Annotated in this window: 11 protein-coding genes and 1 pseudogene; 6 read left to right on the top strand and 6 right to left on the bottom strand. The window is 40.9% G+C overall.

Annotation, left to right across the window (positions count from 1 at the left end; translation table 11 throughout):
• Window positions 1-20: 20 nt before the first annotated feature.
• The 3 genes from RS130_RS01435 to RS130_RS01425 form a co-directional block, all read right to left on the bottom strand.
• The gene (locus RS130_RS01435; RefSeq protein ID WP_316024468.1) at window positions 21-2,072 is read right to left on the bottom strand and encodes a GAF domain-containing hybrid sensor histidine kinase/response regulator; all 2,052 of its coding nucleotides are present in this window, start codon (window positions 2,070-2,072) and stop codon (window positions 21-23) included.
• 275 nt (window positions 2,073-2,347) lie between these two features.
• Window positions 2,348-2,815, bottom strand: a complete 468-nt coding sequence (locus tag RS130_RS01430) for a DUF6436 domain-containing protein (RefSeq protein WP_316024467.1) — start codon at window positions 2,813-2,815, stop codon at window positions 2,348-2,350.
• 56 nt (window positions 2,816-2,871) lie between these two features.
• On the bottom strand, window positions 2,872-4,353 hold the full coding sequence (locus RS130_RS01425) for a methyl-accepting chemotaxis protein (RefSeq protein ID WP_316024466.1): 1,482 nt from the start codon (window positions 4,351-4,353) through the stop codon (window positions 2,872-2,874).
• Window positions 4,354-4,737: 384 nt separating this feature from the next.
• On the opposite strand from RS130_RS01425, the pseudogene thrA reads away from it, so the two are divergent.
• The 5 genes and pseudogenes from thrA to RS130_RS01400 all read left to right on the top strand — a co-directional run bounded on the left by thrA (window position 4,738) and on the right by RS130_RS01400 (window position 12,012).
• A pseudogene (gene thrA, locus RS130_RS01420) lies at window positions 4,738-7,198 on the top strand (bifunctional aspartate kinase/homoserine dehydrogenase I).
• Window positions 7,199-7,212: 14 nt separating this feature from the next.
• Window positions 7,213-8,202 (top strand): homoserine kinase, encoded by a 990-nt coding sequence (thrB, locus tag RS130_RS01415; protein ID WP_316024465.1) that lies wholly within the window; start codon window positions 7,213-7,215, stop codon window positions 8,200-8,202.
• A gap of 94 nt (window positions 8,203-8,296) precedes the next feature.
• Complete coding sequence (thrC, locus tag RS130_RS01410; protein ID WP_316024464.1) at window positions 8,297-9,580, top strand: threonine synthase; 1,284 nt, start codon at window positions 8,297-8,299, stop codon at window positions 9,578-9,580.
• 21 nt (window positions 9,581-9,601) lie between these two features.
• Window positions 9,602-10,261: a uracil-DNA glycosylase gene (gene ung, locus RS130_RS01405; RefSeq protein ID WP_316024463.1), complete on the top strand. Its 660-nt coding sequence runs from the start codon at window positions 9,602-9,604 to the stop codon at window positions 10,259-10,261.
• 113 nt (window positions 10,262-10,374) lie between these two features.
• Window positions 10,375-12,012, top strand: a complete 1,638-nt coding sequence (locus RS130_RS01400; RefSeq protein WP_316024462.1) for an FMN-binding glutamate synthase family protein — start codon at window positions 10,375-10,377, stop codon at window positions 12,010-12,012.
• 47 nt (window positions 12,013-12,059) lie between these two features.
• Here RS130_RS01400 and RS130_RS01395 read toward each other — a convergent pair whose 3' ends face one another.
• The 3 genes from RS130_RS01395 to tal form a co-directional block, all read right to left on the bottom strand.
• A complete protein-coding gene (locus tag RS130_RS01395; RefSeq protein ID WP_316024461.1) occupies window positions 12,060-12,230 on the bottom strand; it encodes a DUF3545 family protein in 171 nt (56 codons plus the stop codon).
• Window positions 12,231-12,485: 255 nt separating this feature from the next.
• Window positions 12,486-14,129 (bottom strand): glucose-6-phosphate isomerase, encoded by a 1,644-nt coding sequence (gene pgi, locus RS130_RS01390; protein WP_316024460.1) that lies wholly within the window; start codon window positions 14,127-14,129, stop codon window positions 12,486-12,488.
• A gap of 127 nt (window positions 14,130-14,256) precedes the next feature.
• Window positions 14,257-15,210 carry a transaldolase gene (gene tal, locus RS130_RS01385; protein ID WP_316024459.1) on the bottom strand — a complete coding sequence of 318 codons (954 nt, stop codon included), beginning with the start codon at window positions 15,208-15,210 and terminating at the stop codon, window positions 14,257-14,259.
• A gap of 315 nt (window positions 15,211-15,525) precedes the next feature.
• On the opposite strand from tal, the gene yaaA reads away from it, so the two are divergent.
• Window positions 15,526-16,302, top strand: coding sequence for a peroxide stress protein YaaA (yaaA, locus tag RS130_RS01380; protein ID WP_316024458.1), 777 nt, complete (start codon window positions 15,526-15,528; stop codon window positions 16,300-16,302).
• Window positions 16,303-16,594: the final 292 nt, after the last annotated feature.

The following is a 16,594-nucleotide window of genomic DNA, read 5'->3' as shown; positions in this document are numbered from 1 at the left end:
GTTTGATAGCCGTTATTTTGCTAAGCAAATTCCTCTAACTTTGCATATAAATCTTCTTGCTTGATGGGTTTTGACAGGTAATCTGTCATGCCACTTTTAATGCAAAGCTCTCGGTCGCCTTTCATTGCATTGGCTGTTAAAGCAATAATGGGTATTTGCGATGACTCTGAAGGTAGTTTTCTAATTGCGCCTGTTGCTTGATAACCATCCATATTGGGCATTTGGCAATCCATCAAAATTAACGAGTAGTGTTGATTTTCTGATTGTTGGCTGTCAAGTTTTGCCAATGCTTCTAGGCCGTCTGCAGCAATATCATGGGTAATATTCTTTTGCTTAAGCATTTCACTAATTACCAGTTGATTTATCTCGTTATCTTCTACTACCAATACGTGTAGCAAGCTTAAATCAATGTGCTTTGTCGGGGAAGGAGTGATGTTTTCAATGGATTTATCTGTACCTGTTGTCGTGACTTCAATTTCAACCGTAAATGTACTGCCTTCGTTTTGGGCGCTTTGAACTCTAATGTCCCCGTCCATTAATTTTACCAAGCTTTCACTGATAGAAAGGCCCAAACCTGTGCCGCCAAATTTACGCGTCGTCGATGAGTCGGCTTGTTTAAAGGGTTGAAAAAGATTACTCAGTTGTTTGTCAGACATGCCAATACCGTCATCTGTGACCACTAGAGTGAGTCTAGCTTTGTGCGCTGAGAGTGGCGTGATTGAGCTAGAAATAGTGATTTTACCTTGCATAGTAAATTTAACCGCATTACTAATAAGGTTTGCGTAGATCTGCCTGATCCTGGTTGGGTCAGCAATGATATTTACCTTGTCTGTTAAGCGAAAATCGGTGACTAATTTAATCGGTTTACTTTTTATACTAACCGAGAATGCAGCCACACAATCCTGGAGTAATTGATTAATCACAAACTGGGTGTTTTCTAGTTCGAGTTGATTGGCGTCAATTTTGACAAAATCTAAAACATCGTTAATTTGTGCCAGTAATGAGTCGGCACTATTTTGTGCTAGACCTAAAAAGTGTTGTTGATTCTCATTGAGGCCTTTTTTGTCCATCACCTGTAAAGAGCCTATAACGCCATTTATCGGAGTACGGATTTCGTGACTCATATTGGCTAAAAAACGACCTCTGGCCTCAACTGCAGCGGCGAGCTCTCGATGTCGTTCTTCTAATTGCTGTCGATAGTAGACTTGCTCGGTTATGTCTTGGAATGCGCCAAATAAACGAATGCACTGTCCGTTCTCAAACTCAGCTTTACCTTGCGACGCGACCCATTTTATTTTGCCTGTATGGGTGACTATTTCAAATTCGTCAGAAAAACTCCCGCCTTGTTGCATGATTGTTTCGATGTGGCGGCTAACACGCTCTCTGTTTTCGCCAGCTAGATAAAAATCAATGGCAGTTTCAAGTACCGGTATATAGTCATCTTCGACTTCGTGAATTAACCGAGTGGTTTCTGACCAATATAAAGTATCGGTGGCAAGATCTACTTCCCAAGCGCCTACACCGGCAAGCTTACCCATTTCATTGAGTAACTCTTGCTGGTGAGCGGAATGTACTTGTTGCTGCTCAAGTAACTTTAGCTGTTGGTTTCGAGCAATTTCATTGGCCACCCAATGGGCCAATAGCTCAATAAATTCGAGATCGTCTTGGGTGAATTTGTTAGCTCTAGGTTCTGATGAAGAAAAATTAATTGTACCGTAGGGCTCGCCATTCACGACCAATTTAGCGCCTATATAACTTTCTAAGCCAAAATTGATATAACAAGGATGTTCGGCTATGCCACTTTTACCTGCATGATGGAATGAAGTGGCCTCATTGGCATGTAAGGTATGAATACAATAAGTGTTGTGCAGTGGAAATAACGCGCCTTCTAGTAAAGAGTCTTCTGGTGAAATGACGTGCTGTACTATGTAGTCTTTATCAACGATTCGGCTAATAATGGCTAGCTCAAGATTAAATACTTTTGTGCCTAGCATGAGAAGCTGATTCATTTTTTGTTTGAATGATAGCGAATTATCGGAGGTGATTTGGTACAAGCTTTGTAAGCGTCGCATTATTAAACATTTCCAAAAAATGAATCAGCGCATGTCGTGAGCTGGTATCAATACTGTTGCTAAATTGTGGATTGACTTCGGGTGCATCAACATTCAACGCTAGTAATGCCAATCGATTTGACAATATAGCTTGAACGAGCGTTTTTTGTTGTTATTTGCGTTCAGGTAACATTAGCATTATTCAGTACCAGTAATAAAGGGACTGCTTGCTATTTGCTTTTAGACTTTTGTCTAATGTGGCCGTTTCTATTTTGTCCCTTTGGTAGTTTTTGGAGTTAGGTCGCGCAATAACAGCCTTTGGTTTCGGTTATGAATAGGCTATTTTCTTGTTCAGGGCTATTCAGGTTTTCTACCACTTTATCAACTAACCCTGTTCCTGAAATACAGCCTAGTCCTTCAGCATAAGGCCCTAAGAAAATTAGTTCGTTGTCCTGCCCGAAAATGACTAAGGCTGGCGTGGATGGTATGTAATCGGAAAGCGCTGGGTGTTCAGATAAATTTATGTGAATATTGTTGAAGTCTAGGTTAGCTAAATTTCGCTCCAAGTTGGCAATGTGTTTAGCGGCCACATATTGGCAAAAACAATTATTTTCTGAAAAATGAAACGTGCGCTTAGCGGTTACTTTGTACTGAGCTTGCAAAAGGGCTTTCAGTTTTGCTTCAAAATGAAGGTCGCTGATAGCCGCCGACAATTTTAATTGGGGATCAAATTCTGCTAACTTGTTTACACTCAGTGCAGTCATAGCAAGTATGCAAACAAGCCCCCAAACAATTAATAGACACTTAGTTTTTGGATGTGTCATACAGAAAATTGTTGTAGTTGCCGTTCAAGCTTTTGACACAAGTTAGCTAATTCAACGGCTTGATTATTTACAATGTTGACGTTGCTTTGCTCATCGCTTGACAACTGTGCCAGTAAATTGGTTGATTCGGAAATGGTGTTTGCGTTATGAGCTTGTTGCTCTGCTGATGAGGCCACTTTTGTAATATTTGACGAAACAAGCTGAAAATTATCTACCACTCTATCCATATGTTTGATGGCTTCGCCCGATGATACTGCTGCTTCATCCACCATTTTTACGCAGTCATTCATTTGCGCCACTGAATTGTCAGCACTCGTAATCAGTTCAATAGTTATCGCTTCAATTTCTTCTGCACTTTCTTTGGACTTTATTGCTAGGTTTCGTACCTCGTCTGCCACTACAGCAAACCCTCTGCCGTGCTCTCCTGCTCTAGCGGACTCAATTGCTGCGTTTAACGCGAGTAAATTAGTCTGCTCTGCAACTGATTTTATTGATTGCATTACTTCAGATATGTTGTTGCATTTTGCACTTAGATTTTCAATTACCGATGAGGCTACAGTAAGTGTTTCACGTAATTGCCCCACATTCTTACTCGAGTCTACCAGTGAGGATTTAGTGTCTAAGGTGCTATTTTTGGCTTTCTCTGCGTGGGTTTGAGTTTCTTTGCTGCGAGAAGATACATCTTCAATCTTATGATTAAGCTGCTCTATTTCTTGCAAAATACAATTTACCTGCTCGGCGCTTAAAGCAATTGAGTGATTGAGGGTTGAAGAGGACTTGTTCATCTCATTTGAAACTGCTGATACTGTAATGCTGAGGCTGTTGGCTTCGGTGATTAGTTTTTTAAAGGCGTTAATTAAGGTCTTAAATTCTTCTAGACTTTTAACGCTATCGGGAATAGTTACTTTAAGGTCCAAAACATCTTTTTGAACCATAATTTGGGTGACCAATTCGTTGAGAACTAAGGCCCCCTTAGCTTCTGTATAGTTTCTTTTGGCCATCACACCCAGTACTAAACCTTCTGCTACAGCAAACACTGCATGGATCAATAAAATGAAAAAACTTACTTTGCCTTCTTCAAAAACGAGTAAGTTACCACCCGTACTTTGTACCCAATAAAAAATGATGTGATGAATAGCAACAGTCGCCGTGCCAACGGCGATTACTTTCCAGTCTTTGAAATAAGATAGAAACGCCAGCATAACAAATATTTCGAAATGCAATTCCGTCAGAGCATAGGTTTGCTGTATATGTAATGCAGCAAAAAGTTGAACCGCAATGGCAAAAGCATAACGAGTGACAGGACGACTTGGCTGAGTGAAGGATAAAAGTAGTGGTAAAGCTAGTATAGGAATGCCAATCAGTAAGGGTTCTAGCCAACTTGAAGTAAAGCATGCAATCAATAAGGAAATAAACCATTGCACGACAATGACAAGACGAAAAATTTTGTTAGCACTGTTAATCCAAGGATATGTCATTTTTGCATTCAACATTAATTTGGGAGTGGGTTAAGTTTAATACGAAAAAAGGTTATTTTTTTCGTAAATAAAGTTACGAAATCGACAAAAACGGCAGAAAATTGGCTTCATTCTTAGCTAAAGATAGGTAAGGCATATCAAATAACAAAACATCTGCACTTGGTTGTTGACATATAGACGTCTATACGGCAAATTGAGCCCATGAAAATGAACTCAATTCGCATCACCGGCATGATTATTACCACCCCAGATAAGGTGGTCGCTGGCTAGTGCACAAGTAATACACACTAAAAGCCCGCAGCCAAAGCGGGCTTTTTTGTTATTTGCTTGTATGAAAATGAATTGAAAATAACTAGACATAAGTACAGTTCGAGGAGCAGTAAAATGAAGGTGTTGAAATTTGGCGGTTCATCTCTCGCCGATGCGGAGCGTTATTTGAGAGTGAAGGATATTACTATGGCATGTCACACCGAAACAGGTGCTGCTATTGTATTGTCTGCTCCAAAAGGCGTGACTAATGCCTTATCTTTATTGTGTGAAGAAGCAGCTGAAGGAAAAGACTACGGCGAGCTATTCGCAAAATTGAATATGGTGTTGTTTGGCATACTAGATGACTTGCAAACCAATTTACCTAACTTTTCTTCAGCTGAATTAGCCACATTCATTCAACAAACCCTAAATGAATTAAACCAACATTTAGAAGGTTTTGCCCTATTGCGTTGTGCTCCAGAGGAAGTGGTCGCTAAAATTCTGAGTATTGGCGAATATGTTAGCGTTAATATCTTTAGTCAAATATTGACCTCTGTTGGGCAAGACAATTACATCATTGATCCCGTCAATCACATTATTGCCGAAGGCGAATACCTAGATAGTATTTGTGATGTTTCTGCCAGTAAAGCCAGATTTGAAGATGTCGACAGTTCAGGTGAAAAAGTGCTTATTATGCTTGTGTTTTGTCGCGGTGAATACAGCCGGCGAAAAGGTCACCTTAGGGCGAAATGGTTCAGACTATTCCGCGGCTATCTTAGCGGCTTGTATTGACGCTGAGTGTTGCGAGATTTGGACTGATGTAGATGGCGTGTACAACGCTGATCCTAATCAAGTTGAAGGTGCTGTTTTATTAGATAAATTGACTTACCAAGAAGCCATGGAGCTTTCGTATTTTGGTGCTAAGGTTTTACACCCTAAAACAATTGGCCCTATCGCCCAACACCATATTCCTTGTTTAATTCGCAATACCCTAAATCCTGCGGCTCCGGGGACGTTAATTAGTAATGAGGCGAGTACTAAGTGGACAAGCGTGAAAGGTATTTCTCATTTAGATGATATGACAATGTTCAATGTCGCAGGGCCTGGAATGAAAGGCATGGTTGGCATGGCTAGTCGTGTGTTCGAAGTGATGTCTAACGCCAACATTTCGATTAGCTTGATTACTCAGTCTTCATCTGAGTACAGCATCAGCTTTTGTATCCACAGTAAAGATGCAGGTAGGGCGCTAGACCTATTGGAAGAGTCCTTTGCTCTTGAATTATCTAACCAATTACTAGACCCCATCGAAGTGCGTTACGATTTAGCCATAGTTACTTTAGTGGGTGATGGTATGCGCCATTCAAAAGGGCTAGCGGCAAAATTCTTCAGTTCTTTGTCTCAAGCGAGGGTAAATAATGTGGCTATCGCACAAGGCTCTTCGGAACGTTCTATTTCTACAGTAATTGAAGCGAGTAAAGCTAAAAAAGCGGTGCGTGTTGTGCATCAAAATTTCTTCTCAAGTTTACATTCAATTGATGCATTTTTGGTGGGATGTGGCACGGTCGGTCAAGAGTTTTTGGCGCAAGTTGCTCGTCAGCAAGCATCGTTATTAGAACGTAATATTAAACTCAATGTGTATGGTATTGCTAACAGTAAAAAATTACTGCTAGAGACCAATGGTATTGACCTTTGCAGCGATTGGAAAACGGCGTTGCAAAATAGTGATAAAACTTTGGCGATAGATACATTGCAAGATTTTGTCCATGCCAATAGTTTAGTTAACCCTGTGTTGATTGACTGTACCAGCAGCTCGGTAATTGCTGAGCAATATCCAAACATGATGGATAGTGGTTTCCATGTTGTTACGCCAAATAAAAAGGCTAATACCGCGAGTACTGAGTTTTATCAGTTATTACGTGACACAGTACAGAACACTAATCGCCAGTTTTTGTATGAAACAACAGTAGGCGCCGGACTTCCGGTAATCGAAAATTTGCAAAAGTTGTTTTATGCCGGTGATGAGTTAATTAAATTTGAAGGCATTCTGTCAGGGTCGCTATCCTTCGTATTCGGTAAATTAGACGAAGGCCTGAGTTTGTCTGAAGCGACAAATATCGCTAAGCAAAATGGCTTTACAGAGCCTGATCCTCGAGACGATTTGAGTGGTATGGATGTAGCGCGCAAGTTATTGATTATGGCTCGCGAAGCTGGTTTAACGCTAGAGCTTGAAGATATTCAAATCGAACCTGTGTTGCCTGAGTCTTTCGATGCCAGTGGGTCTATTGAAGACTTTATGACGAACTTGCCCAAACTTGATGCCTACTATGCGGAGAAAATTAGTGCGGCTAAGCAAGAAGGCAAGGTCCTTAGGTTTGTTGGCTCGATCAACAAAGGTAAATGTGTGGTGAATATTCAGGCGGTAAATGAATCTCATCCATTATTTATGGTTAAAGATGGAGAAAACGCCTTAGCGATTCACAGTCACTATTATCAGCCTATTCCTTATGTTATTCGTGGTTATGGTGCCGGCGCTGCGGTAACCGCTGCGGGTGTGTTTGCTGATGTGATGCGAACTATGCCTTGGAAACAGTCCTAGTTAGGTTAATACAAATGTCAGAATCAAATATGCAAAACAAAACAATAACAGCCTATGCCCCAGCCTCTATTGGTAATGTCAGTTTAGGTTTTGATTTACTTGGCGCTGCGTTAAAGCCAATTGATGGAAGTAAATTGGGGGATGAAGTTGACTTAACGATTGCTGAACATTTCAGCCTTGAAGTGAAAGGACGCTTCGCAGATAAGTTACCTCCCGATCCCGTTAGTAATATTGTGACACGTTGCTATCAACACTTTATTAAAGCTCTAGAACAACAGGGCTACGCTAAGGCGGATATTCCAGCGTTACACATGACCTTACATAAACACTTACCCATAGGTAGTGGTTTGGGCTCAAGCGCTGCGTCAATTGTGGCTGCGTTGCACGGTTTAAATCAATTTTATGCCGATTACTTTGGTAAGGTGCCATTTACTGACAATGAGCTGTTGTTGGTAATGGGGGAGCTTGAAGGGCAAATTAGTGGCAGTGTGCATTACGACAATGTGGCACCGTGTTTTTTGGGTGGCATGACTTTAATGGCTGAATTCAAAGAACAGGTGGCATTGTCGTTACCTGTTTTTGAAAACTGGTATTGGGTGTCTTGTTATTCAGGTATTAGTGTTTCTACTGCCGCGGCGCGCGAAATTCTGCCTAAACAAGTCTCTATGGCAGACACTATTCAGTTTGGCCGTCAGTTAGCGGTGTTCACTGATGCCTTATATCGTCAAGACGAGCAATTGGCAGCCGCTATGATGCAAGATGTTATCGCCGAGCCTTATCGTAAATCTCTGTTGCCTAAATTTGATGAATCACGAACATTTTCTAAACAAAATGGGGCGTTAGCATTTGGTATTTCAGGTTCTGGCCCCACTGTATTTGCAGTATGTGATAATCTAGCTAATGCAGAAAAAATTAATCAATGGTTAACTGACAATTATATTCAAAATGACACTGGCTTTAGCCATGTGTGTCAGTTAGACGTAAACGGTGCAGTTACGCGCTAGTGTTAGGGTGTACTGAAATTATTATTCTTGATTTAAGTACAAGAATTCAGCGCCGCTTGATAGCGCTAAGAATAAATATTAGAAGGTAATAAAATTGGAACTTGTAAATTTAAAAGACGCCTCAGAAAAAGTAACCTTTGCTCAGGCGGTTAAACAAGGTTTAGGTAGAAACCAAGGGTTATTTTTCCCAACAAGCATACCTAAATTTGATGATATGGATGCGCTATTGGCCATGCCATTTGTTGAGCGTAGTGTCGAAATTTTGAGTTCGTTGATCGGCGATGAATTACCTAGAGACACAATCGCGGGTATAGTGGAACGAGCGTTCGCTTTTTCAGCGCCACTAGCGAAAGTAACCGATAATATTTATAGCTTAGAGCTGTTTCATGGCCCTACGTTAGCGTTTAAAGATTTCGGTGGCCGTTTCATGGCTCAGTGTTTAACCGAGGTTTCTAAAGGTGAACCTATTACCATTCTAACTGCAACCTCTGGTGACACTGGTGCAGCAGTAGCCCATGCATTCCATGGCATTGAAAATATTAATGTAGTGATTTTGTTTCCTAAAGGTAAGATTAGCCAGTTACAGGAAAAGCTATTTACTACCCTAGGTGGAAATATTCATACTGTGGCCATTGACGGTGATTTTGATGCCTGTCAGCAGTTAGTGAAAACAGCGTTTGATGATGTAGATGTGCGTGAAGGGTTGCATCTTAACTCTGCTAACTCAATTAATATCAGTCGTTTAGCGGCGCAGGTTTGTTATTACTTTGAAGCGGTTTCTCAACTTAGTGCTGAAGAGCGTGAAGAAATAGTTATTTCTGTGCCAAGTGGCAATTTTGGTAATTTGACCGCAGGGTTGATTGCTAAAGTGATGGGCTTGCCTATCAAACACTTTGTCGCCGCAACAAACTTAAATGATACCGTGCCCCGTTATTTAAAAACCGGTGAATGGGATCCAAAAGATACCGTGGCCACATTATCAAATGCAATGGACGTGAGTAACCCAAATAATTGGCCACGTATTGAAGCCATTATCGAACAAGGATATGTGGACAAGTCGGTTATTTCTGGTGATACCGTTGATGAAGAATATACGCAAGTATCTATGCGCCAACTGGCCCAACTTGGATATATCAGTGAACCTCACGCTGCGATAGCTTACAAAGCGTTAGTGCGTAAGCTAGAAGAAGGACAAACGGGTATTTTCTTGGGAACAGCGCATCCAGCAAAATTCAGAGAAACAGTAGAGAATGTGTTAGGTCAGCCAATTAGTTTGCCTCAACCTTTGGTTGATTGTGCTGGTAACGAAGGCCTAGATGTAGAGTTAGCCAATGACTATCAAGCACTAAAAGCCCACATGTTTGATCTTTTAGGCTAACACTAAAGGACAAAATAACTTGTGATTAATTGGGTGGATATACTCGCTGAAGAAAAACAGCAAGTCTATTTTCGCGAAATAACTGAATTCGTCGAAGATAAAAGAAATGCTGGCACAGTGGTATATCCTCCAGCGCAAGATGTGTTCAAGGCCTTTGAGTTGACTGCTTTTGATCAAGTTAAAGTCGTGATTTTAGGCCAAGATCCTTACCATGGCGCCAACCAAGCACATGGGTTAAGTTTTTCAGTATTACCTGGTATTAAGCCACCTCCTTCCTTAGTTAATATCTACAAAGAACTCGCCAGTGATATTGAGGGCTTTGTTATACCTGAACATGGTTACTTACAGGGCTGGGCAAAGCAGGGAGTATTATTACTCAATACGGTTTTTACGGTCGAACAAGGCAAAGCCCACTCTCATGCCAAAATTGGTTGGGAAAGGTTTACCGATAGAATAATTGAGCAGTTAAACCAACATAGTGACGGACTTGTTTTTCTGCTATGGGGGAGTCACGCACAACGAAAAGGCAAGAATATCGATACCGATAGGCATTATGTTTTAGCTGGTCCTCACCCTTCTCCATTGTCTGCTTATCGTGGGTTTTTTGGTTGTAAACACTTCTCAAAAACCAATGACATTCTACAAAGCCTTAACAAGGCTCCGATAAACTGGCAAGTCTAATTTGACATTTCTATTATCGGCTAAATCCAAGCATATCTAAATTGCGTTGAAACAATTACTTAGGTATGTTTTTGTTTCTTTATTCTGAGCATTATTATAAGTAGGTAAATGTAATGAGAGTTGCTTTTGTAAGAACCATAGCTGCCACATGGTTGCTAATCTTTGTCTTGAGTTTTACTTGGCCAGGGATCCTGTGGGCACTTTTAGTGGTGCTGCCCATTACTGCTATTGGCTTCTATGATATGTATCAAACTAGGCATGCTCTATGGCGTACTTTTCCATTAGTTGGCAGAGGCCGATGGGTGATGGAGTTTTTGCGGCCATTTTTGCGTCAGTACTTTTTTGAATCTGAAACTGACGGCGTACCAATTAATCGAATGAACCGATCGGTTATTTATCAAAGAGCCAAAGGTCAACAAGACACAATTCCATATGGCACTAAGGTAGATACACAAAGAGTCGGCTATGAATGGATTGGCCACTCTATGGCTGCCATACACTTAGATCATAATGCTATCGAACCCCGCGTTAAAATTGGAGGTAAAGATTGTACTCGGCCTTATGAAGCGAGTATTTTTAACATTTCCGCAATGAGCTTTGGCTCTCTAAGTGCTAATGCTATTTTGGCCTTGAACAAAGGCGCAAAAATGGGAGGCTTTTACCATAATACCGGTGAAGGCAGTGTTAGCCCTTATCACCTGCAGCATGGCGGCGATCTGGTTTGGCAAATTGGCACTGGATATTTTGGTTGTAGAGATGTTAGAGGAAAGTTCAGTGCTGAGCGCTTTGCCGAAATTGCCACTAAAGACAATATCAAAATGATTGAAATAAAACTGAGTCAAGGTGCAAAGCCTGGCCATGGTGGCATTTTGCCCGCAGACAAAAACAGTTTAGAAATTGCCCAAATTCGTCATGTGGTGCCGGGTACTACAGTTGATTCTCCACCTGCTCATAGCGTGTTTAAAACGCCACTAGAAATGATGGATTTTATTCAGCAGTTACGGCAATTGTCTGGTGGTAAACCCATTGGTTTTAAGCTGGCCGTGGGCCGTAAGAGCGAATTTATTGCACTGTGCAAAGCGATGGTCGAAACCAATGTTAGACCTGATTTCATAACGGTAGATGGTGGTGAAGGAGGCACAGGCGCAGCTCCTTTAGAGTATTCCAATTCGGTAGGTATGCCTCTTAGAGAAGCCATTGTTTTTATTAGTGACGTATTGACTGGATTTAATTTACGCAAAGATATTAAAATTATTGCCAGTGGCAAAGCATTTACAGGTTTTGATATTGTCAGAAACCTATCTTTGGGCGCTGACTTGTGTAATAGCGCTAGGGGCATGATGATGGCCTTAGGTTGCGTGCAATCCTTGGTATGCAATAACAATGAGTGCCCAACAGGTATTGCCACGCAAAACCCAGTCTTAGCTGCGGGAATAGTTGTTAATGATAAAGCCAGCCGAATTGCTAAATATCAGAAAGAAACGGTCCGGGCTACCATGGACTTAGTTGCTTCGGCTGGGTTACGTGACCCTAATCAGATTACTCGCTCACATATTTTTCGTCGGGTAAGTGAGACGGAAATTAAACGACTCGATCAAATATACATAGGGCTAGTAGAAGGGTGTTTGTTGACTGACGAATATCCAGATCGTTTTGCTCACGAAATGAAAGAGTCATCATCACAATGCTTCATGCCAACAAACTTTGTTGTGCAGTGTTACAGTGGCTTAGAAGAAGTGACCGAAAGTTAATTCTCTTAAGTCTAAAAAATAAAAAGCCCTGAAATCAGGGCTTTTTTTTATAACATTTCTAGCTGGTCTTCCGGTGACATTCCAAGTTCACTCAATTCTTGCCTTAGTCTTTGTCTATCATGAATGGCTTCTATTTCTCGCCATTTACGTTTGTTGTTTTTTGATTTAGGGGTACGGTTTTCTGAATCGGCAGTAGACAATAATTCGAACTTATTCATGATGAACTCCATTATCATTTTTAGCGCTATATTAATAAAACGTTACTGAGCTCTATAGACTTTAGTCTAATGAGTGGCCTAATAAATATCATAGGGAGCTTAAAATTAGTACATATATTTGAAGTTTTTATTAATGAAGTGTGAACTTAATGTGACATGTGCGAGTGGGTATTAAAAAAACGGCGTCATTTTACACATGACGCCGTTCTGAAGTGGTTATGTGATTGGCTAACCTAACCTACTTATGTAGTTTGTTCAGCCGTTTGCCTGTCTAAACTTGGCGATAAGCTGGTTAGTCGACGCATCAAAATTAAGCGCTGCCTCTGTGTTTACCAGTTTATCTAACACTTGGTTGCCTAATTCTTTACCTAATTCAACGCCCCACTGGTCAAATGAGTTCACACCCCATATAGCACCTTGTACAAACACTTTATGTTCGTATAAAGCAATCAATGAACCCAGTGTTTTAGGATCCAATTTATCAAACAAGAAAGTATTGCTAGGTTTGTTACCTGGCATAGTTTTGTGCGTCGCTAATGAGTCTAGCTCATCTTTGCTTAGGCCTTTTTCTTCTAAGTCAGCTTTACACTCTTCAAAGGTTTTACCCTGCATTAATGCTTGAGTTTGACCAAAACAGTTTGAGGCTAACATGGCATGATGAGTGTCATCTTGATTGGGCACATTCAAAGGCAGCATAAAATCAGCAGGAATTAACACTGTGCCTTGGTGGATCAACTGGTGGAACGAATGTTGGCCGTTAGTGCCTTCGCTACCCCAAATCACAGGGCCAGTTTCGTAGTCTGTTACGGTTTTATCGCCAGATACACGTTTACCATTACTTTCCATATCTAGCTGCTGTACGTAGGCTGGAAAACCACGCAAGTAATGATAGTAAGGTAATAACACATGACTTTGTGCACCAAAGAAGTTGATATACCACACACCTAAGGTTGCCAATATCATTGGCAGGTTTTGTTCAGCCGGGGCAGTTTGAAAATGTTCATCCATTTCAAATGCACCTTGTAGTAATGCGCGGTAGTTATCGTAACCAATAGTCAGAGCGACAGGTAAGCCAATGGCAGACCAAAGAGAATAACGGCCACCCACCCAATCCCACATTGGGAAAATATTGTCTTCGGCCATGCCAAACTCGGTAGCAGCTTTGATATTAGATGAGACGGCAATAAAGTGCTTAGCAATATCTTGTTGTGTACCGCCAGCATTCAAGAACCAGGCTTTAGCTGTTAAGGTATTTTGCAGTGTTTCTTGGGTGCCGAATGATTTAGATGACATCACGACTAAAGTTTCTTCGTGATCAACTGAGGCTAAAACATCTTGAATATGACAACCGTCCACATTGGCTACATAATGTACTTTGACGCCATCAAACCAATATGGTTTTAGGGCTTCAGACATGATTTTAGGGCCTAAGAAAGATCCGCCAATTCCTATCGCAACTATCTCTTTAAGAGGTTTTCCGGTGTAACCTTTGAGTTCGCCATTGTGAACACTGGCGACAAATTTTTCGATTTTTTGTTGGCAAGCGAGTACTTCGGGCATGACGTCTTCGCCATCCACTAATACGGGGTTACCAGAAAAGTTACGTAAAGCGGTATGTAATACGGCACGCTTTTCGGTGTGATTGATGATTTCACCAGCAAACATTGCATCACGCTTCTCGGCTATTTGGCAATCAGATGCTAGGGTTTGCAGGGCTGAAATAACTTCATCTGTGATCAAGTTTTTCGAAAAATCTAATTCAATACCGCAGGCTGCACGGGTATATTTTTCTGCTCTTTTAGGATCGGCAGCAAACCAATCTCGCATATGTTGGGTTTTAATTTGTTCTGCTAAGCTTGCTAAATTTTGCCAAGCTGGAGATTCAGTTAGTGCTGTCATAGGTAACCTCATATGTAGGAAGTTGTAGGGTAATTAAAAATATTCGCCAATTGGTCATAATTGTAATGACAAAAAAGCGCCGAACTACGGCGCTTTTAAACTACTTTAAACCTAGGTGGACTTTAGCTTATAAATAGCTTTTTAATAAAGTTTCTAATTTAACTTGGTCAATTGCGAAGTTACGGATACCTTCAGATAATTTTTCGGTAGCCATCGCATCTTGGTTCATTTCCCAGCGGAATTGCGCTTCCGTTAAAGGAGCTCCAGGAGTTTTCGTCGCGCCATTGTCTTTCAACTTAACTGGTAACTCACCTTGGGCTTGAGATAAATCTTCAAGTAATCCAGGGCCGATAGTTAAACGATCACAACCTGCAAGCTCAGTTATTTCGTCAGTGTTACGGAAGCTAGCGCCCATTACTACTGTTTTGTAGCCGTGGTCTTTGTAGTAGTTATAAATCTTAGTTACCGATACCACACCTGGGTCTTCAGAAGGAGCATAGCTGTCCTTACCTGTTTTAGCTTTGTACCAATCCAAAATACGACCAACAAATGGCGAAATTAAGTATGCGCCTACTTCGGCACAAGCTTGTGCTTGAGCAAAACCAAATAACAAGGTTAAATTACAGTTTATGCCTTCTTTTTCAAGTACTTCAGCAGCTTTAATACCTTCCCAAGTAGAGGCTAGTTTGATTAAAATTCGGCTCTTGTCGATGCCGGCTTCTTTATATAACGCGACTAGTTTATGAGCTTTCTCGATACTTGCTGCCGTGTCGAAAGATAAACGAGCATCTACTTCAGTTGAGATACGGCCCGGTACGATATTGACAATGTCGGTACCGATAGTGACAGATAGTTTATCGCCAGCGTCAACGATTTGCTGAGCTGGATCAGATGATTGTTCTTTTGCCCAAGCAACAGCCGCTTCTAAATGCGACTTATATTGTGGCATTTCGGCAGCTTTTAATAACAAAGATGGGTTGGTCGTTGCATCAACAGGTTGATATTTTTTGATGGCTTCGATATCGCCTGTATCTGCTACTACTGTGGTAATTTCCCGTAAGGCTTGTAATTGGTTTGACATATAATCCTCTATGTTAGTGGCATTTTGTAAGCTATAGCTTGGCAAACTTGTTTGCAAACTCAAAGAAATAAGGTAACTATCTTATGTCTTAACAAACTTAGCTAATTGAAAATTAAATAATGACGTTTATATAGGGTATAACTGTTAAAATTTGCATACCAGTAAAACCCGCAAATTCGACGACAAAAGTAACAGCAAAATGATAACTCGTAATGGATTTTGTTTAATTTTCTTAAAATATTGAACATCAGCTTGCAATCACTGGTTGCTCCCTCATATTACTTAGCATAAATTTACCTAGATAGGATTTGTTTAATGTTAGTGGTTATTTCTCCAGCAAAAAACCTTGATTACCAAACCCCGCCCACAACTCAAAAACACACTCAGCCACAAATGTTAGATGATTCATCCATTTTGATAGAGCGATGCAGAAAGCTATCCCCGGCTAACATTGCTTCGTTGATGAAGATTAGCGACAAATTGGCCGGTTTAAATGCTGACCGTTACGCTAGTTGGCAATTGCCCTTCACCCCCGATAACGCCAAACAGGCAGTGTTAGCTTTTAACGGAGATGTGTATTCAGGGTTAGATGCGAGTTCTTTTACGGCTAAGGACTTTGACTATGCCCAGCAAAACTTACGTATCTTGTCCGGATTGTACGGTTTATTACGTCCATTGGATTTAATGCAAGCGTATCGATTAGAAATGGGCACACGTCTGGACATTGAGCAGCATAAAAACTTGTATCAATTTTGGGATAACAGAATAACCGATAAACTAAATGAGGCAATTGATGAGCAGGGCGACAATGTATTGATTAACTTGGCTTCAACTGAGTATTTTAAGTCGGTTAAACCTAAATTGTTGAATGCAGAAATTTATACGCCGGTTTTTCAAGATCGTAAAAATGGTCAGTACAAAGTGATTAGTTTTTTCGCTAAGAAAGCACGAGGGCTCATGGCCAGATACATCATACAAAACCAAGTGTCTGATATTCATCAACTGAAAGAATTCGATAGTGCAGGCTATCAGTTTAGTGCCGAGAAAAGTACGGGCAATACACTGGTATTCACTCGAGAAGAGCAATTATAAAGCACAGCCGGGTTCTCACCTCTTAGCTAAGTTTTGTCACTATTAGGCGAGACAAAACTATGCTCCAAATCACGCTGCGTTGCAAATAGATAAGGCATCTAGATATTCGGCGCAGCTCAATTGTTTGAAGCGGATATTGAACATACTCAACTTGGACTTTCGACGGCTAATGCACCAATCTATGGCAAAACGACCCTCCTAAAATAAACGACTTTTGGTAATTCCCCTAAGAGAATACGTAATCGATATCCTTCTGTTATTCTTGTTACATTGCGTTAACATTTGAAGGCGT

The sequence above is a fragment of the Paraglaciecola aquimarina genome (genome assembly GCF_032464635.1).
GTDB classification, from domain to species: domain Bacteria; phylum Pseudomonadota; class Gammaproteobacteria; order Enterobacterales; family Alteromonadaceae; genus Paraglaciecola; species Paraglaciecola aquimarina.
Note: the sequence above shows the minus strand (reverse complement) of the source record. Positions and strands in the feature narration are given on the sequence as shown.